Source organism: Rummeliibacillus sp. POC4 (genome assembly GCF_003576525.1).
Taxonomy (GTDB): Bacteria; Bacillota; Bacilli; order Bacillales_A; family Planococcaceae; genus Rummeliibacillus.
Window position 1 is genome coordinate 1 of record NZ_QWUA01000072.1, and the last position, 18,237, is coordinate 18,237.

The 18,237-nt window shown below is 32.3% G+C and carries 21 protein-coding genes and 1 riboswitch; of the genes, 15 read left to right on the plus strand and 6 right to left on the minus strand.

The window, feature by feature from the left end; all coding sequences use genetic code 11:
• On the minus strand, nucleotides 1-621 hold a 621-nt coding region (locus tag D1606_RS15570; RefSeq protein WP_147414536.1), incomplete at its 3' end, for an AzlC family ABC transporter permease.
• A 315-nt stretch (nucleotides 622-936) separates the two neighbouring features.
• Between D1606_RS15570 and D1606_RS15575 the strand changes: the two genes are divergently transcribed.
• The 6 genes from D1606_RS15575 to D1606_RS15595 all read left to right on the plus strand — a co-directional run bounded on the left by D1606_RS15575 (nucleotide 937) and on the right by D1606_RS15595 (nucleotide 6,696).
• The gene (locus D1606_RS15575; RefSeq protein WP_119416935.1) at nucleotides 937-2,112 is read left to right on the plus strand and encodes a pyridoxal-phosphate-dependent aminotransferase family protein; all 1,176 of its coding nucleotides are present in this window, start codon (nucleotides 937-939) and stop codon (nucleotides 2,110-2,112) included.
• 305 nt (nucleotides 2,113-2,417) lie between these two features.
• Entirely contained in the window at nucleotides 2,418-2,747 is a 330-nt protein-coding gene (gene csaA, locus D1606_RS15580; protein WP_119416936.1) for a chaperone CsaA, read from the plus strand.
• 201 nt (nucleotides 2,748-2,948) lie between these two features.
• Entirely contained in the window at nucleotides 2,949-3,425 is a 477-nt protein-coding gene (locus tag D1606_RS15585; RefSeq protein ID WP_158582402.1) for a GNAT family N-acetyltransferase, read from the plus strand.
• A 453-nt stretch (nucleotides 3,426-3,878) separates the two neighbouring features.
• Nucleotides 3,879-3,979, plus strand: a riboswitch (purine riboswitch).
• Between the two features lie 149 nt (nucleotides 3,980-4,128).
• Nucleotides 4,129-5,424 carry an NCS2 family permease gene (locus tag D1606_RS15590; protein ID WP_119416938.1) on the plus strand — a complete coding sequence of 432 codons (1,296 nt, stop codon included), beginning with the start codon at nucleotides 4,129-4,131 and terminating at the stop codon, nucleotides 5,422-5,424.
• Nucleotides 5,425-5,838: 414 nt separating this feature from the next.
• Nucleotides 5,839-6,000 carry a hypothetical protein gene (locus D1606_RS18985; RefSeq protein ID WP_199670770.1) on the plus strand — a complete coding sequence of 54 codons (162 nt, stop codon included), beginning with the start codon at nucleotides 5,839-5,841 and terminating at the stop codon, nucleotides 5,998-6,000.
• Nucleotides 6,001-6,228: 228 nt separating this feature from the next.
• Nucleotides 6,229-6,696, plus strand: coding sequence for a DinB family protein (locus tag D1606_RS15595; protein WP_119416939.1), 468 nt, complete (start codon nucleotides 6,229-6,231; stop codon nucleotides 6,694-6,696).
• Nucleotides 6,697-6,867: 171 nt separating this feature from the next.
• Here D1606_RS15595 and D1606_RS15600 read toward each other — a convergent pair whose 3' ends face one another.
• Together D1606_RS15600 and D1606_RS18990 are read right to left on the minus strand one after the other, a co-directional pair.
• On the minus strand, nucleotides 6,868-7,338 hold the full coding sequence (locus tag D1606_RS15600) for a DinB family protein (RefSeq protein ID WP_119416940.1): 471 nt from the start codon (nucleotides 7,336-7,338) through the stop codon (nucleotides 6,868-6,870).
• Between the two features lie 137 nt (nucleotides 7,339-7,475).
• On the minus strand, nucleotides 7,476-7,643 hold the full coding sequence (locus tag D1606_RS18990; protein ID WP_199670771.1) for a hypothetical protein: 168 nt from the start codon (nucleotides 7,641-7,643) through the stop codon (nucleotides 7,476-7,478).
• A 384-nt stretch (nucleotides 7,644-8,027) separates the two neighbouring features.
• Here D1606_RS18990 and D1606_RS15605 point away from each other — a divergent pair, with 384 nt between their 5' ends.
• The 3 genes from D1606_RS15605 (at nucleotide 8,028) to D1606_RS15615 (ending at nucleotide 10,388) form a co-directional block, all read left to right on the plus strand.
• Nucleotides 8,028-8,336 carry a YfzA family protein gene (locus tag D1606_RS15605; protein WP_119416941.1) on the plus strand — a complete coding sequence of 103 codons (309 nt, stop codon included), beginning with the start codon at nucleotides 8,028-8,030 and terminating at the stop codon, nucleotides 8,334-8,336.
• Between the two features lie 217 nt (nucleotides 8,337-8,553).
• Complete coding sequence (locus tag D1606_RS15610) at nucleotides 8,554-9,126, plus strand: nucleotidyltransferase family protein (RefSeq protein ID WP_119416942.1); 573 nt, start codon at nucleotides 8,554-8,556, stop codon at nucleotides 9,124-9,126.
• Between the two features lie 473 nt (nucleotides 9,127-9,599).
• Entirely contained in the window at nucleotides 9,600-10,388 is a 789-nt protein-coding gene (locus tag D1606_RS15615) for a lipid II flippase Amj family protein (protein WP_119416951.1), read from the plus strand.
• 649 nt (nucleotides 10,389-11,037) lie between these two features.
• Here the strand turns inward: D1606_RS15615 and D1606_RS15620 are convergent.
• Nucleotides 11,038-11,184 carry a YrzI family small protein gene (locus D1606_RS15620; protein WP_119416943.1) on the minus strand — a complete coding sequence of 49 codons (147 nt, stop codon included), beginning with the start codon at nucleotides 11,182-11,184 and terminating at the stop codon, nucleotides 11,038-11,040.
• 739 nt (nucleotides 11,185-11,923) lie between these two features.
• On the opposite strand from D1606_RS15620, the gene D1606_RS15625 reads away from it, so the two are divergent.
• Nucleotides 11,924-12,241 carry a hypothetical protein gene (locus tag D1606_RS15625; protein ID WP_119416944.1) on the plus strand — a complete coding sequence of 106 codons (318 nt, stop codon included), beginning with the start codon at nucleotides 11,924-11,926 and terminating at the stop codon, nucleotides 12,239-12,241.
• 132 nt (nucleotides 12,242-12,373) lie between these two features.
• A complete protein-coding gene (locus D1606_RS15630) occupies nucleotides 12,374-12,793 on the plus strand; it encodes a VOC family protein (protein WP_119416945.1) in 420 nt (139 codons plus the stop codon).
• Nucleotides 12,794-13,016: 223 nt separating this feature from the next.
• Here D1606_RS15630 and D1606_RS15635 read toward each other — a convergent pair whose 3' ends face one another.
• Both D1606_RS15635 and D1606_RS15640 read right to left on the minus strand, forming a co-directional pair.
• Entirely contained in the window at nucleotides 13,017-13,427 is a 411-nt protein-coding gene (locus D1606_RS15635) for a DUF3021 domain-containing protein (RefSeq protein WP_119416946.1), read from the minus strand.
• Nucleotides 13,424-13,882, minus strand: a complete 459-nt coding sequence (locus D1606_RS15640) for a LytTR family DNA-binding domain-containing protein (RefSeq protein ID WP_119416947.1) — start codon at nucleotides 13,880-13,882, stop codon at nucleotides 13,424-13,426. The genes D1606_RS15635 and D1606_RS15640 overlap by 4 nt, the downstream gene beginning before the upstream one ends.
• Nucleotides 13,883-14,138: 256 nt before the next feature.
• On the opposite strand from D1606_RS15640, the gene D1606_RS15645 reads away from it, so the two are divergent.
• From D1606_RS15645 to D1606_RS15665, 4 genes are all read left to right on the plus strand, one after another.
• Nucleotides 14,139-14,879, plus strand: a complete 741-nt coding sequence (locus D1606_RS15645; RefSeq protein ID WP_119416948.1) for a class I SAM-dependent methyltransferase — start codon at nucleotides 14,139-14,141, stop codon at nucleotides 14,877-14,879.
• A 255-nt stretch (nucleotides 14,880-15,134) separates the two neighbouring features.
• Nucleotides 15,135-16,577, plus strand: coding sequence for a M1 family metallopeptidase (locus D1606_RS15650; RefSeq protein WP_158582403.1), 1,443 nt, complete (start codon nucleotides 15,135-15,137; stop codon nucleotides 16,575-16,577).
• Nucleotides 16,578-17,050: 473 nt separating this feature from the next.
• Nucleotides 17,051-17,407: a DUF5412 family protein gene (locus D1606_RS15660; protein ID WP_119416950.1), complete on the plus strand. Its 357-nt coding sequence runs from the start codon at nucleotides 17,051-17,053 to the stop codon at nucleotides 17,405-17,407.
• Between the two features lie 136 nt (nucleotides 17,408-17,543).
• Nucleotides 17,544-18,113 carry a histidine phosphatase family protein gene (locus D1606_RS15665; protein ID WP_119416952.1) on the plus strand — a complete coding sequence of 190 codons (570 nt, stop codon included), beginning with the start codon at nucleotides 17,544-17,546 and terminating at the stop codon, nucleotides 18,111-18,113.
• Nucleotides 18,114-18,237: the final 124 nt, after the last annotated feature.

The following is an 18,237-nucleotide window of genomic DNA, read 5'->3' on the forward strand; positions in this document are numbered from 1 at the left end:
AAGTAAAAGATTTTTTGCGAGTTTCGTTTTGCCAACACTTGCAAGTTGTAAGATAAGTAAAGCTACAAACATAGCTGTTAAAGCGAAGTCTAATCCCCATTTCTCAGGATGGGCAATCCATTGACCTAAAAAAGCACCTGAGATACAAGCGGCAATCCACACTAAATAGGCTGTGACATTTAAACCGTCCATCCATTTTCCACTGATTTTCTTCGTTTGCATAATTTTCGTCATGGCAACCCCGAACGTCTCATCTGTCAATAATGTGCCAAAGCCTATGTTGCGCATTAATGAGTATTTGGTGAAATTCGGAGCGACCGTTAGACTCATGAGAAAATGTCTTAAGTTGACGATGAAAATGGTAAAGATAATCGCAGATGCAGGTGTGCCAGATAAAATAAGCCCACAAAAGATAAATTGCGCAGATCCGGCATAGACGAGTATGGTCAATAATGCGATTTCATATAATTTTAATCCAGAAGCGGCCCCCACAACACCGAAAGCTAAGCCAATACTTATGTATCCTAATAATGTGGGAATGCAATCTTTCACCCCCTGTAGGAAGGTATCATCCTCATGGAAACGAATTTGTTCGACCGTTTCAGTCGTATGACTATTCAAAAACAATCACCTCATACAAATCATATTCTTTAAAGAATACAACAATTCTAATGGAATTTTCAATACTTTCTGATAAGTAAGCTTGGTTTTCCGATTTTTAGGACATACCAATGTTGCTAAATGGCTTAGCTTCGCCTCCATTGATCATGTAAGTGTCTTCCTGACCGTTACTGTAGATGAAATATGGCGGGGAGCTTCATGCGGCATTCTCCACTAATTTCCGAATAAGCAGAATTCATAAATGACAGATACTTTCATATTGACTTACATATCACTAATTACATATGATGGAAGAAATACAAGGGGGTTGTATAGATGACAAATAAAGAACTATTATTGATACCAGGTCCAACACCAGTGACGGATGATATTTATGATGCGCTTGCGAGTGAAACAATGGGCCATACAGATCCACGTTTTGCGGCGATTTACAAAAGAGCAATTGATAACACAAAAAAGCTTTTTAATACGGATGGGGAAGTGTATATTGTCGCTGGTTCTGGGACACTTGCGATGGAAATGGCCTTATTAAATACAGTGGCTGTTGGCGAGAAACTATTAGTTTTGAGCAATGGCTATTTTGGAGACCGATTTATCAAACTTGGACAAGCTTTTGGTATTGAAGTAGATGTGTTGCAAGCAGAATGGGGAAAACATGTAGACCCTGCATTAGTAGAAGAAAAGTTAGCAAACTCAAATTATGCAGCGGTTACGATTACGCATGCGGATACTTCTACAGGGGTTGCAGCAAATTTGGATGTTTTGATTCCTTTAGTGAAACGATATGGCGCACTTTCCATTGTAGATGGTGTTTGTGCAACCGCTGCTTTAGAAGAAGATTTGTCAAAAGAATATGGTGACCAAAAGGGCGCGACAATCGACGTTGTCTTAACAGGTTCCCAAAAAGCTATTGGTGTACCACCAGGTTTAGCCATCGTTGCTTTTGGAAAAAACGCACTAGACAAACGTCAACAAATTGGTAGAATCCCTGCCTATTACGCAGATATCAAAAATTGGCGTTCAGTTATGGACCAACCGACTAACTATTTCGCAACACCAGCAGTAAACCTTATTTATGCGTATGATGTAGCATTGGAAAAAGTACTAAAAGAATCAATGCCTGTACGGATCGAGCGCCATACTAAGTATGGTAAAGCCGTACGAGCAGCACTTTCCACATATGGCATGAAACCTTTAGCTTCTGAAGACATTGCAGCGCCAACATTAAGTTGCATCCTTTATCCAGAAGGGGTAGATGATGCAGCATTTCGAAAAGCATTGGCCGATAAAGGTGTCATCGTAGCAGGCTCTCTTGCACATCTTGCAGGAAAAGCCTTCCGAATCGGTCATATGGGAAACACCACAACCGAAATGCTAGAAGAAGCAATTGTTAAAATAGGCGAAACGTTAAAAGAACTAGGCTTAGAAGTGAATACAGAAGCAGCTGTAGAACGATTGAAGGAAGAATTAGCGATTAATATCAATGCATGATGAAGTTTTAGAGAAGAAGCATTATTCAAGCTAAATTGCTAAACATGCAGCTTGAATCATTTAGTTGGGCTTGAAATGAAAAAGTAAAGATTCTTGATACGGCTTAGTGTAAAATAAGTGCTTATCTCACATAATTTTTACTAAGTCGTATTTTCTAATAGCTTAAGAGTTCATCGTATGATAAATAGGATTATGTTTCACGATAAAGTTATATGTAAAATACGTAAATCGTTTGTTCAAAAATCTTTAATTAAATTAGGTGATGATTCAAAATTAGAATAATTGTAAGGAAGTGAGGTTTTTGAATGGCGACAATTGAGGATTTTTTGAAATTGGATATCCGTATTGGTACTGTTGTAAAAGCAGAATTTTTTCCTGAAGCAAGAAAACCTGCAATAAAACTAGAAATTGATTTTGGGGAAATGGGCATCAAGCAGTCTTCTGCACAAATTACACAAAGATATAAACCAGAACAACTTATTGGAAGTCAAGTAGTGGCAGTAGTAAACTTCCCCTCAAGACGTATCGCAGGGTTTAAATCTGAAGTATTGGTAATTGGAGGCGTCCCAGAAGATGGTGATGTGGTATTATTAAAACCAGATAAACCTGTTAAAAATGGAACACCAATAGCATAAAATTTCCGGAAGCTACTTAAGTTTAGGTACATTTATTGTTTCCTTAACGGGATCTTATATAAATCAGGATATTCAACAATTGTGCGCGATTCTATAAAGATTGGCGCTCTTTTTCATTAAAGGACTATATTATTAAATAACATTCTTTTTTAAACCATAAAAATTATAATAGAAAAATATGGGGATATAGGAGGCCTTATGATGGCATTAGCATTTAGAAAATCAACGGTTGACGATATAGAAATTTTACTTCCTATTCAAAAAGCTTCATTTCAAGAGGACTTGGAAAAATACGAGGACTTTGAAACAAATCCAGCTTGCGAAACATTTGAGAAGTTAGCGGAAAATATAAAAAAATATCATCACTTTACAATATTAGATGAAGATACAATTATTGGTGCAATTGATGTAAGAGGTAATGATGAACGTATGCATATAGATAAAGTGTTCATTTCTCCAACCAGTCAAAATAAAGGAGTTGGTACTGCGGCTATTCAGTTTTTAGAAGAAAAATTTCCAAATGTGAAATTATGGACTTTGTATACTCCATATTTAAGTTTTCGAAATCACCATTTTTACGAAAAATTTGGCTACAAAAAGACTAAAGAGACTCAGTTAACACCTAAGTTAATTTTATTTAAATACGAGAAATCATCAGATGTCCTAGTAAATAAATAGTTAAAGGTATACCGTATATTGGAAACGAAGCGTAGTTAAATGACGAAAAAGAAATGTAACAATAAAACTAAAATAGCTTATTAAGGTATTTCAGTTTTGGCATTAATTTTATACATAGCTATCAACGTTAAAGTTGTTATAACAGCTTTAATGGAGAATTTATATTTTTTACTGAAGTGCGTTAGGGGAATGTTAGATTTTCCTAACGCACTTTTATTTAAAACTTATTTTTCTAATATAACTTGCTGATATTAAAGACTCATATTAAAACCAGATGTTTGGACAGTATTAAAGATTTTTCCAACCTTTGCGTCGAGCTGTTTTACTGTAATTTTTTATAGATCTAGTATCACATTAACTTTTCGTTCTTTTTTGAATATTTTTATATTTTTTATTAGGGAAATATACCATTGACGTTTTAAATTTAACTTGTTATTATTCAACTAATGTTTTTAATAAAAGAATAGATAACCTTGTATAATTTCAAGAATACGGCTTGAAAGTTTCTACCAGCTACCGATAATAGCTTGTCTACAAGGAATGGGATTTTAATGATATTTTTATTCCGTTTTGTAGAAGAAACTTTGGCCTAATTAGGTCAAAGTTTTTTTAATATCAAGGGGAAATTAAAATGAATTGGGTAATACTAATTTTGAAATCATTCCCTTTCAAATCTTTAATCTAGCAAATAGGAGACTACAACATGAGAAACTTTTTTAAATTTGCAGAACGGAACACTTCCTATAAGCAGGAAACACTTGCAGGGATAACGACTTTCTTATCTATCGCATATATATTAATCGTCAATCCACTTATTCTAAGCCAATCTGGTATGGATCATGGGGCTGTATTTACGGCAACTGCGCTTACTGCGATCATCGGAACACTTCTTATGGGGTTACTTGCTAACTTCCCAATCGCCATTGCCCCTAGTATGGGATTGAATTCATTCTTTACTTTTTCTGTGTGTATTGGAATGGGTATTGACTGGCAAGTTACTTTAACTGGCGTTTTTGTTGCAGGAATCATTTTTACACTATTAAGCTTATTTAAAATTCGAGAAAAAATTATTAATATTATTCCACAGAATTTAAAATATGCAATCGCTTCCGGCATTGGATTCTTCATCACATTTATCGGCTTAAAAGATGGTGGCATTATTGTTGGCAATAAAGACACATTTGTTGCGCTTGGCGATTTAACTTCACCAATGACGTTACTAGCCGTTATTTGTCTTATTATTACAATCGTTATGTTAGTACGTGGCATCAGTGGCGGTATTTTCTACGGTATGGTCATTACAACAATTATTGGTATGATTTTTGGATTAATCGATGTTCCTTCATCAGTTGTTGGCAGTATACCAAGTATTAAACCAACATTTGGTGTCGTGTTTGGCCATTTAGATGAAATTTTTACCCCAGAAACATTGACAGTTATCTTCACGTTCTTAATCGTTGCTTTCTTTGATACAGCTGGTGCATTAATTGGATTAACGAGCCAAGCCGGTATGATGAAAGATAACAAAATTCCGAATATCGGAAAAGGATTACTTGCCGATTCAACTGCTGGTGTCATTGGTGCTATTTTAGGTACATCAACACCTGCTACAAGTGTTGAATCTTCTGCTGGTATTGCTGTCGGAGGAAGAACCGGCTTTACGTCTGTCGTTATTGCAGCTTGTTTCTTAGTTGCTTTGTTCTTCTCGCCAATTGTTAGCGTTATTTCAGTCGAAGTAACTTCAGCTGCATTGATTATTGTAGGTGCATTAATGGCAATGCAAATCCGTAATATCGAATGGACGAAGTTAGAAATTGTTATTCCATCATTTTTAACAATTATTATGATGCCTCTAACATCTAGTGTGGCAATCGGTATTGGATTAGGCTTTGTTTTTTATCCAATATGTTTAGTAGCACAAAAACGTTATAAAGAAGTTCATCCAATTATGTATGTACTTTGTTTATTATTCCTTTCATACTTTGCGTTTATCGTCTAGGAAAGATCTTTAGAAGATAGAAAAAATTAAAAGGATAGAAGAGCTTGAAGAAATTCGCTCTATCTATCCTTTTTTGCACTACAAGAAATAAAAACAACCAAAAAAGAAATAAACATCCCTAAAAAGAAATAAACCCATTCAAAAAAGAAATAAAAGCCCCTAATTTGGAAATAAACAAAACCACCTGAAATAAAGACACCCAAAAAAGATATAAACAACCCCGAAAAAAAATAAATCCATCCCAAAAGGAAATAAAAGCCCCTAATTTGATGGACAAATGTCAATCTAACAATCTCCGTGTTCCAAACAATGGTCTCATATATAATTAATAGATTACAAATGGAAATTTTTCTATAAATTTATGAAGATGGTATAATTTATTTAATTAAAGTGCTATAAAGGAGAATACATACGATGGATAACCAATATTTTGTAGGTTGGGGAACACTGGCGTTGATAAATGCTGCATTTGCACAAGGGAAGAATAGGACGGGGTTAAACTGGTTTTTACTTTCTCTTGTAGTAGGTCCACTGGCAACACTATTTTTGTTATTTGTTGAAAAAAGAGAACAGTAATTTTTAAATTCGTAAATCAATTTTAAACTAACATCACTTTAATAGATCAAGCATTTGAATTGGTGCTTTTTCTAATGATCTTCTAAAAACGGGCAACAATCGGGCCATTTAATTGAAAAAGCAGTCTTTCATTAATTTTTAGGCTATTTAATTTAAAAAGAACAAGGAATTTTGGGATAAGAAGCTAATACCTTATTAGACTAACAATTAAGTATTGGGGTGTTTTCAATGATAAAATTTTTTGAGTATAACTGGCAGGTAAGAGACGAATGGTTTAACTGGTGTAATCAATTAACAACAGAAGATTTGTTAAAAGACCGTATTGGAGGAGTAGGAAGTATTTTAAATACCCTTTTTCATATAATTGATGTGGAGTATAGTTGGATTCGTGCTATAGAGGGTAAAGACGATATGGTAATTCAGTTTAATGATTATAATACCCTAGAAAAAGTTAAATCTCTCTCAGATACATTTCGTAATGACATAGTTAAGTTTATACAAACAAATTCGGATGAACCAATTGATAAACTTGTGTCTGTTCCTTGGGATGAAGATAATTATACAAGAAGTGAAATATTACATCATATAGTTGCTCATGAAATTCATCATGTTGGCCAACTTTCGGTTTGGGCAAGAGAATTAGAATTAAGTCCAGTTTCAGCTAACTTTATTGGAAGAGACTTCGTTTCTGTTTAATTTTTATTCAAGAAAAGGGCACTATGCTTGAACAAGGATAAGCGTTCATTTTTTATTTAAGCCCAGTTTACTTGAAGAAGAGACAAGGGAATTTTACTGCATAGTTGAAGGATGATTCGTAGTAATTAAAGAAAAGGCGTAACACAGAAGTGATTACACCTGTGGGATAAATTAATCCCAAACTCGAACTCTTGGAACCTTAGCAGTTCTTAAGTAATCTAGCAATTGTCCAGTATGAACTGATTCATGATAGGCGATTCTTAGCAACATGTCGCCCAAACTTCGAACGTAACCTGAATCAGAACGATCAATTTTAATGCTTGTTAAATCTTCTTCAGAAAATGATTTAATAGTTTTAAAGAAGTCATTTCTAAATGGTTCTGCAAATTTCAATTCCTCATTTACAGTGGAAAAAGGTTGCTCTTCAAAAGGAGAATCAAACTCTGCCAGACTGCCGTGATTTTGGATAGCTAGATGGTAATAATGTTCGCTTTCTAGAACATGCCTAATCATCTCAATACAAGTCATTGCTTCGATATCGGGTTTCCAATGTAGTTTTTCTTGGGGAATAGACGTCCAAACCTTAATGCTTCTTCTTCGTACTTCGTTGAAATTCAAAAGTATTAATTCGATTGAGTTCATAATTCACCCTCCAATTATTGGTATAAATTAAATATACAAGAATGAACGTTCGAATAAAAGAGTAAATATTAGAGACAAGGAGAATTTTTAATGCATAGTTGAAGGGTGATGTGACATAAAAAGACAGGTTTACCTGTCTAATCATTTTGCTTATCTTTCTTTTCAGCTATAGCTCTTAATATTTCATTCTTTTCTTTTTGAACTTTAAGGAATTTAATTAGAAACCAAATTACGAAAATAAGGGGAGCTATGTAAAAGATGATTGGAAAAAATAAAATTAATGCATCACCAAATCCAATTCCCATTTAGTTGTCACCTCTCTTTTTGGATAATTATACCATAACTATTTTGGAAAGTAAGCAAGGCGCAGTACGTAGAAAATGTGTAATTGAATAGGCTGCTTGTCAAACTAACGGTGTATTAATGTTGGCCAACTTTCGATTTGCGCAAGAGAATTCGAATTAAGTCCAGTTTCAGCTAATTTTATTGGAAGAGACTTCGTTTCTGTTCAATTCTTATTCAAAAAAGGGCGCAATTCTAGAGTAAGCATAGTCTAAAGCCATTTAATCGAATAATACATTAGAGATTTTTAAAATATTTAGGTAAAATATGTTTAATGTTGAAATATATTACTTGTCTTTTTCTTAGCTATATAAATGGTATTTCTTAATAGAGAGGGGGACTATTACTTGGCTAATAAACAAAATCCTATTCCATTTTTGAGGAGAGCTTGGGTATCTTCTATTGGTGTATTTTTATTGTCACAAATATTTTTTATTATTTGTGAAGCAACAGGATGGATACCTAATTATAGAGATATTGGCGGAACGATATTTGGAAGAATCACTGAATCCTCCATTTTCAGAGAGTGGTTTACTTTTTATGAAACACCACATTTCAATTTACTTACAGTCTTTTTTGGTATCGCATTTTTGATACCTGGAATTATAGGTGCGGTAAAAAACGTTTTTTTACCTAAAGTCTCTAAAAGAGTTTAGAATTTCTCACAACCGAGACATGGTCGGGGATTTAATTGAATAAGTGAGTATCTGCATCTTTTTATAAAGATGCATTTTTTATTAAAAAATGCTGTAACGAAATAATAATTTTGTGAACTCATGTAGATATTAAGGAATTTATGGAATATTCCTTCTTTTTATACTTGTGTGCTAGAATAGGAATATATGTTCGAAGCTGAAAGGGGGAAAAAGCAAGATGTTAAAGAATGAAGAAGATGTGATAAAGCTAATTCAATGCGATGAGAAAATGATGGAGATTATAAAAGTTGCAAGCACTTTGAATTTACCTGATTGGTGGATTTGTGCAGGATTTGTACGTTCAAAAATATGGGACACATTGCACGAATTTAATGATAGAACTGAAACGCCAGATGTTGATGTTATCTATTTTGATAAAACAAAAATTGATGAGGATTTTGAAAAAGAATTAGAGAATAAGTTGATAAAACTTATGCCTAATATACCTTGGTCTGTAAAAAATGAAGCTAGAATGCATGTCATCAATAATCTTCCTCCTTATACTTCTTCGGAAGATGCTATTTCAAAGTTTCCGGAAACTGCGACTGCTCTTGGAGTGAAGCTAGACAAGGATCATAATTTAGTCCTTACTGCTCCTTGTGGGTTAGATGATGTCTTCAACTTAGAAGTGAAACCGACTCCCTATTTCACAGAAAACAAAAAACTGACCGCAATTTACGAACAACGAATTATAAAAAAGAATTGGAAGTCTATTTGGCCTAAGATAAAAGTGCATCACATATCTGATTAAGAAATAGGCCGTATTATATTTCACGTAAAAAATTCATAGCGATCATGTTCTTCTAGTTGAATTTATCATGATAAAGTAATAATTTGTGATAAAAGACAATAAAGAGGTTGATCCTGTTATTCAAAAGATTGTTTATATCGCTAAATGCTTATAAAATTTGAGCTTGATATAAGAAGCTCCGATGGGATAACACATTTAGTGGATGTGAATACATACATTTGAAACGCTTTTCGGGGATTTAGGAGTGAAGACTACCTACGACTTTATAGCTGAATAAGAAGAACGTTTTTCTATATAAATAGGGCATTACTTAAAAAATTGAGTTTTCTTTAGGTAGGGGCGCAACCTTTAATGGAATTCAGAAAATTCGAAACAAATTGCGTTCTAAGATCGTTTATAAGTAAAGAGGGTTTTTCTAACAAATAAAAATGAAGTAGGTAATGTCTTTGGGATTTTTCACAACACAATTAGTAATGATTGCATTATTTATCTTAATCATTCATTCAATCGAACCATTAGCGTATTCAGTTCGTTTATCAGGGGCAAGAGTAAAACTTTTGGCATCAGCTCTTTCTCTATTCAATGTCATGGTAATGGTATCAAGGCTGGCAAATATGATGCAACAACCTTTTACCGGAAGTTTAATAGATAATGCACCAGAAGAAAATACTTTAGCATTTGTTGAGAGTCAGTTTCGAATTCTAATTGGTGCTGCAACATTAGGTACAATAATCGGTTTACTTTTATTACCAACATTTATTGCTATTTTTTCAAGAGCTATCATTCATTTGGCAGAAGAACGAGGCTCGGTACCAGCGTTATTGAAAAAAGGATTTACAATTCCTTATTTAAGAAGAGCAAAAAAGCATATTCATCTACCTAGATATGCTTATTTAAGAGGTATGAGTTGGCGAGATATACCTATAAAATTATTTTGCATTAATATACTGATTACAGCAATTTATACAATAGGAGTTTTCTCTGCACTATATGCAGCTTTAATTGTACCTGAACGAGCGACAACGGTCGTTATGGCGTCAGGGTTAATCAATGGAGTAGCTACAATATTACTTATTGTCTTTATTGATCCTAAAATTTCAATTTTAGCAGATGATGTTATAAATCAAAAAGGAAAATATATCACCTTAAAAAGTGCATCCATTATGATGGTAACATCAAGGCTACTAGGAACACTTTTTGCACAAGTGTTATTCATTCCAGGTGCAAAGTATATTGCATGGTTCACGAAATTTATCCTGTAGTTATTAAACAACGACAACTAGAGGGGATTCTAAATAAACTTGAAAATTCGCGGAGGTATTTGGAGTCTATACAGTTTTTAACTGGATATTTTAATTGATGTTGATTTTAAAGTTCCTCCAATACCAGCCCGTGATTTTCGATATTTCACTATATCTTTTGAAGTAAAAGAGAAAAATCAAGAACTATTCTTAAATAGATGGTATCGTTTTTAAGAAGTATAAAACAGATAGTAGAAAAAACTTTAAATATATTCTATTAGACACAATAAAAGACCTCTAAATAAAATTTAGAGATCTTTCAACAATAGGGCGCAGTTCTGCAGTTTTCATATTTATCCAAATACTGGTCACCAGTTTACTAACGAAATGTTTAAAGATTTACTTTCTTGGTTGAATCAATTTAATTAATCTGGATTAACCTAATAGGTTTTTATTCAATATTGAGCCCTATTGGTGAAGATACCTCTTGAAGCAACCCGTCCTTGGTTAGAACGGGTTAGCTTTAATGAGGTTTTAAATTAAATAGCCACTTTATATTACTTTATCTGTTGCTAGGTTGTGTCATTCTCCATCCATAAAACAGCCTGACGTTTTTTGATCATATAAATCATATCAATTCCCACCTTTCATGTTTTTGGATTAACAAAGATTAATATTGACGAATACGATTATAATTTTCTACTTTTCTTCGGTTCTCTTCAAAGATTTTTTTCACATTTTCATTATGAAGTGCTTTCTCAAGAGAGTTCTCACGTTTTGTAATAGTTATCGTGAGAGTAAACATGTTTAATACCATTTATTATCACCTCCTTAAATTACCCTAAAACAAGAAAAAACCGTAGAGAGACTCCCCTACGGTGAAAAAGGCACAAAAATACCGCAGGGTCACACTTCTCCCTACGGTATGGGTATTCTTAATTACAAAAAACTTAAGCGATCCATTCCGATCTGGTCGAATGTGTAATTTTCATTTTTACTGAAGTTGTAACTGCCAATGACATTAATTTAACGATAACGTTCATATTATTCGACCTCCTTAAGAATTTTTTGTTTACTTTGTAAGTATATACATCTTTAAGCTGTTTGTAAACACTTTTTACAAAGTTTTACTTATTACGTTAATGACTAGAAAAACTTTTTGCTGTTTTACATAGTTAGTAACCTGATTTTTTTTGGAGGATATAATAGAAGACATATAAGACTTAAAGCCCGAAAACATGGTTTAAAGAAGGGATTTCAGAATTGTTTTAGAATATTTAAATTTAAGGACAGGAAAACCTAATTGAAAACTGAATCCTAATATGCTTAAAAATTTTTATGTTTAAAGTAAAAGGGGGAAATTGAAAACCAATCTTCAACGATCAATCGCAATTGTTGAATAAAACAGTTTGAAAATGGTGAAAGTTTATTTCAAAGAAACGATTACTGAAAAAGGGACATACATATGGACAGTATTAGTTGAACTTTTGAGACGCTATACATCCTGTACTACTTGCTTAAAAGAATAAAAAAATTTATGTGAAAAGGTGATAAATATGAAAATAAATTTAGGGATTTTTATATCTTCAAATGAACAAAAGGAAAATAATGTTGGCAATTTATTGATGAAAACATTTGAATCTAATTTTCGCCCAGTAAAAGGGGACATTCTAGACGATCCAGGATTCCATGCAGATTATCATAATGGATACGAAGTAGTTAAAGTTACAATCAATTACGCTTTGAACGAATGCTTTGTTTCACTACAACCGCTTGTGTTAGAAAGTGAGAAAATGAAGACAGAAACTTATATAGAAAGACTTGAAGAGTACGGTTGGCGTATTGTCTCAAAAGAGGAATTAATGAATATTTGAGAATTATAGAATATAGGAGCAGGTATATTATCTGTTTCTAATACAGATGGATTGGAGATTTAATAAACTTATAAGGAGAAAATATACAAAGAGAGAAAGCTTAACTACCAAGCATTAGATAGGGGGAATCGTATGATCAATAAATTGTTAAGGGTAGGAACTACATATATACCAGTGAATAATGTAGAACTATCTTCAGAATGGTATGTAAATAAATTAAGTGCAGAGCTAAGCTACAAAGACGAAGATAAAGCGATTCTTAATTTAGCAAACCAAAGTTTCTTTCTCGTTAAATCTAAAGAAAATCAAAGCTTGAACTTTTATGATTGTTATGGTGAAGAACATTTTGCTATAACATTTGAAGTTAATGGACTAAATGCATTAGAGGAGATTCATAGAGCGTTTAAAGATAAAGAAATACGAGTTGGAGAAATTGAAAACAGAGGACATGCTGGAAGAAACTTTGTTTTCTTTGATTTAGATGGTAATAAATTTGATGTTTGGAGCGAACTAAGTCCAATTTTTAGAGAAAAATATTTTATTAATTTATAGAAAAATATATCGTTTTAAACGAAGACTAAAAATAATGAACTTACACAATATACATGCTAATATTCCCTATGTATCTATAAGGAGAAGCCAACCGTTATAATAGAACACATACAAAAAAGTAGGTCAACCAGAAATAATTCAAGATTGACCTTAAATTATGAATGGAACAGTTAATGCAAAAGATTTTAGCTGTTTGGCTATCAGTTTCATTTTCGTATTAACCTTATATTTTCTTTAAGTCCTCATTTAACTTCCGTGCTTGATTTTTGAAGTAAAGATAAAATGCAATCCAAAAGATTGTATAGACGGCAATGGAGATGAATAATGTTAACAAAATACTAATGATGGTAAATGGAAGCCATCCAATCGAGAATGCTAAGATGAGATATAGCAGAATGACGGTTAAAAAATGAGCAATGGTCTGCTGGAGAAGATTCCATTTCCTGTTTTCAAAGTACAAAGGACTGACTGTAAAAAGCCAACCACAGAGAATAGAACCAATGGAGTTTTTCAAAAATAATGATCCATCTATCATTACCAAATCTCCAAAAAGAATACTTAAATTAGTGATTAACACCGCAACAAAGCTTCCAAAGAAAATACCGATGAAACTGCGGATTATAAATGTTTTCATTGTTCTTTCCTCCTGTTTAATTTTAGAGCTTTTTTAATCACAGGTACGTAGTTTCGAGATACATATTCTTTCTTTCCTGATTTGAAGTAAACACAGAGAGTACCATTGAAAGACGGTTCAAAACGGTTCAACTGATGTAAATTGGCGATCACCGATTTAGAAAAGCGGATAAACTTTTTAGAGGGGAGTTTGGCCTCTAATTCATATAATTTTTCTTTCAATATAAAAGAATCTGTCTCCGTCACAGCAATTACATGATCGTTTTCAGTATGAAAATACTCGATATCATCCGGCTTGAGAATATGTTGCATCTCTCCCTTTTTTCCTATAAGGAATTGTTGCTCCCTCCTATTGATGAAGTCAATTATTTCCTGTATATGTTCATCCAACTCAGGAACTTCGATAGTAATTCTTGTCTCTTTAAGTGCTTGATCAATATGATTAAAAAGCTTCAAATTTCGGACACCTCTTTCAAGCTTAAAATTGTCACAGTTCTGAATGTCTATTGATAAATGCCCTTGTAATGCCTCCTTTCATTAACTTCTAATCCAATTTTATGATAAATTTCCTTTAAAGTTTCCAAAATCTAGTAAGTGGAAGGAAAATGAAGGGTAACATGTAGAAAATAGTTGGTGACTTACAGAGAAGGGATATGCTAACGCCGCAGTTTATTTTAATAGAAATATAGAATTATAATGTGAGGTGATTATCTTGAATGAATATTACGGAGAACTTTGCACACAGATATACGAAAAGAATAAGTCTATTGCAGACGAAAAAGAACTTGAGTTTTTTCTATCTTTTGTAACAGATAAAAAGATGAAAGTTTTAGAACCTATGTGTGGAAACGGGAGAATGCTGATTCCTTTTATGGAAAAAGGAATTGATATTGAAGGTTTTGATATTTCTGAAGAAATGTTGCGAGTATGTAAACTAAAAGGTCAGAATTTAAATCTTAATCCAAATATTTATTTTGGAAAAATAGAAGAATTTAAAAACGGTAAAAATTATGATTTAATCTTGATACCATTTGGATCCTTTTCACTTTTGCCAGATGAATTAGCTAAAGAGAGTCTTACTAATATGAAAACTTTATTAAAAGAAAATGGAAAATTACTTTTAACCGTTATGACAAATACAGGTTCAGTTAAAGAGATTCCTGATTGGATTGAAACAAATAGACATTACCTTGATAGCAACGAGATTATTGAATATAAGAAAGTCAATTATGACCGATCTAGTAAGATGTTAAATACAAAATTAAAATATCAATTAGTTAAAGATCGGCAAATTGAAGAATCAGAAATAATGGATTTCCCAATTCGTCTTTATGAATCGGGAGAATTTGAAAATATTTTAAAAACTAATGGCTTTAATGAAATTATTCTCCATGAAGTTATTGACGGTTATGGCGAAGGAAGTTCATTTCATGTATTTGAATGCAGAACTTAAATCTAATAATGTCCCCAAATGAAAGTTTGTAAAGACGCAATAACCCAAGAAATGTTGTAGAAAGGTTTTCCTTTGAATATTGTTTATACAGCTTATTATGAAAAGCTTTATAAACATGGTTTACATTAAGAATGAGTTGATATCCATATCAAATATCAACTCGTTTTTTATTGCTACCTGTTTTGGTTTGTAAAGGTTATATATGTAAGAATGTGGAATATAAGAAGAGGTAAACAACGAAGGGAGTATTCTATTTTGAAGAAACAAACAGCTCTTATTTTATCTGTATTTGCTTGCCTTTCATTCCTGATAAGTAGTTGTGGAAAAATAGAAACAAAAGAAATTGAAAATGAGAAGAATCCAAGCTTTTCAATGAATAGTCATGATAATGTAGAGTTTATACCAAAAAGTAAGCCTGCTGGTAGTGAAGCTAAATACAAAATTAGCTTGGAGATGGACGAAAAAGGAAAATTTAGGGTTAATTCAACTAGCAAAATTAAAAACATATCCACCGATCATTGGAAAGAGCTTGTCTTCTATTTTATACCTAATATCTTTACGAAATCGAATTCGCCACAATTAGATACTCCATCATATGTAAGTATTAAAAGTATTAAAGTTGATGGAGAGAAAGTGAAATTTAATTTAGAGAAGGATACATTAAAAATAAAATTGGGTCAAGAATTGAAGCCTAATCATGAAGTAATAGTTAACGTTCAATATGATTTCACTCTTCCCAAAAAAGGTTTACGATTCACAGCAAATGAGAAAAACTATTTTTTAGCGCAATGGTATCCAATGATTGCTACCTATAGAGATCATAAGTGGAATAAGGAAGATTACAGAATGAGAGGCGAAACATATCACACAGCATTTAGTGATTTTGAAATTCAATACAAACTATCCAATAATTTAACGATTATTTCTTCAAGTGATGATGATACGTATCCAAGTGGAAAATCAGGCATATTAGTTGGAAAAGACATAAAGGATTTTTATATAGCTTTATTGAAGGATCCCAATGTAGTTGAAAAAAAGATTGATAATATTACGATAAGAGTTTTCGGTGTTGATGATAGAAAAGATTTGCATAAAGACATCATGAAATTGGCAATTGATGCTCTTACTTATTTTCAAGATACAATAGGACCTTATCCGCATAAGCAATTAGATATTATATTAGATGAATTAGGAATGGAATATCCTGGAGTTGTAATGGCAAATTCCATCTATAGGGGTACCCCTGTAGATGAAGATTCTCTAAAGAGCATGGTTATTCATGAAATTGCTCATCAATGGTTCTATGGTGTAATTAGTAATGATCCATTTCATGATGCTTGGTTAGATGAAGGGCTAGCGAACTTTGCATCGAGGTTGTTTTATGTACAGTACCAGGGAGAAGAAGTTACTGTGAATGAGGAGTTGTATAAAGATTTTACACTGCCTGTCAACCTCTCATTAGATGAGTACTCACTTAAAGAACAAAGTACTTATATTTATGGGAAATCTCAAGAGATGTTATGGAAGGTTTTTCAAGAAAATAAAGGAGAACAACAAGCTGAAAATTTTCTAGGAGAATACTATGAAAATTATAAGTTTAAGGAAATCGATACGAATGAATTTATTAGATTTTTGAAAAATTATCTAAACTTAAATAATGATTCTTATTTCGAGAGTTGGATTAAATTAGAAAAGTAATAAGCTATCTGTAATGAATGGGTGTCTGTTCAAAAAGGAAATATGAAGGGAATTCCATTTTATGTAGCCAAAGGTTTTAAATTTCAATAATGAAAGAATTCCAGAGGAAAATTCAACGTATATTAAATTAAGATATTCTAGAAAAATATGAAGTCATTTTTATTCAAATAATTGGGGCAATGCTCTAAATAGGATAAATCCCTTTTTGGTAATGTACTAATGAAACAGTTTATTACCAAATTCTCTAATGATTAGTAAGTTCAACTAACAGAAGCATGAGTTTTAGAAGTCTGTCATTTTTAACAGCCTTAGGAGTTCAATAATAGGGCGCGATTCTGAAATAAGGATTGCGCTCATTTTGGTAAAAAGGGCCATATTGTAATCTTTTTTTACGAAATGTCACCAAATAATAATTTGGAAACTTTTGTTAGTTATTATCGTTATAATTTAAAGAAAATCATAGGAGGGTACAAATGAAAAAATATATCTTAGGTATTCTTTCGTTGTTTATCATAATAATACTTTACTTTAATTTTAATATTAACAAGTTAGAAAATATGGATGTGAAAAGTGAAAATTTAGTTGGCTCTTATATCTCACCAGAGAGAGATTATATACTCAAGATATATTTTAATGGAGGAATATTTTTTAGAACAGACGTTTCTTATATAGGTGTTTTAGAGAATTTAGGAACTAAAAAAAAGAAAAATATTTTTCTAGTTAGTGCTGCCTTAGGAAATGTTGGCTGGTTAAATAACTCAACGATATTTTTCCAAGATAAACAATTGCCGATTAATAGAATTTATGATTTCAGAAAAGCAAATGAATAAACATTAAAAAAACGTTCCTAAAAAAGTAGGTAACTATATACCCAATTTTCATAGCTTTTAAATGAGGCAGTAGAGTTGAAGAGGGGAAAATAAGAGAAACATATTGGAGGAAAATATATTAAGTACTTTAGTTTATATGGTGAGACACGGCGAGTCGCCAAAAGAAGGAAATGATAGAACCAGAGGATTAACTGAAAAAGGTTATTTAGATGCCGGGCGAGTAACTGACATATTGAAAGATGAAAAAATCGATGCAGTTATTTCAAGTCCATACATACGTTCAATATTAACTGTTGAAAAGATAGCTCAACAAATAGGGCAAAAAGTTTTAGTCTTTGAAGATTTAAAAGAGAGAATATTTTCTACTGGAAATAATAGATTAGCTGATAAGGAATTGAATAAGATTTTGGAAAAGTCGTTTTTAGATCCGAATTTTTCATTAGAGGGAGGAGAATCAAATGCTGACTGTCAAAAAAGGGCTATAAAAGTTTTAAAAGAACTATTAGATACTTTTAAAAATAAAAAAGTAGTGATAGGAACCCACGGGGCTGTCATGACATTAATGATGGGATATTTCGATAGCTCCTATGACTTGAATTTTCTACATGGCACATTAAAACCCGATATATATAGAATGGAATTTAATGAACAGGAATTACTGAACGTTCAAAGACTATGGTATGAAAGAATTAGCGATAATCAATAAAATGTATCTCTAGAAATTGCTAAGGGATAAAAACGAACGAAAGCTTTTTAAAGGGTTAAAAGTTTACCAAACGATATTTAGGAGGCAAATTTTATGCTATAATATTTTCCTTAGATTCCAATTA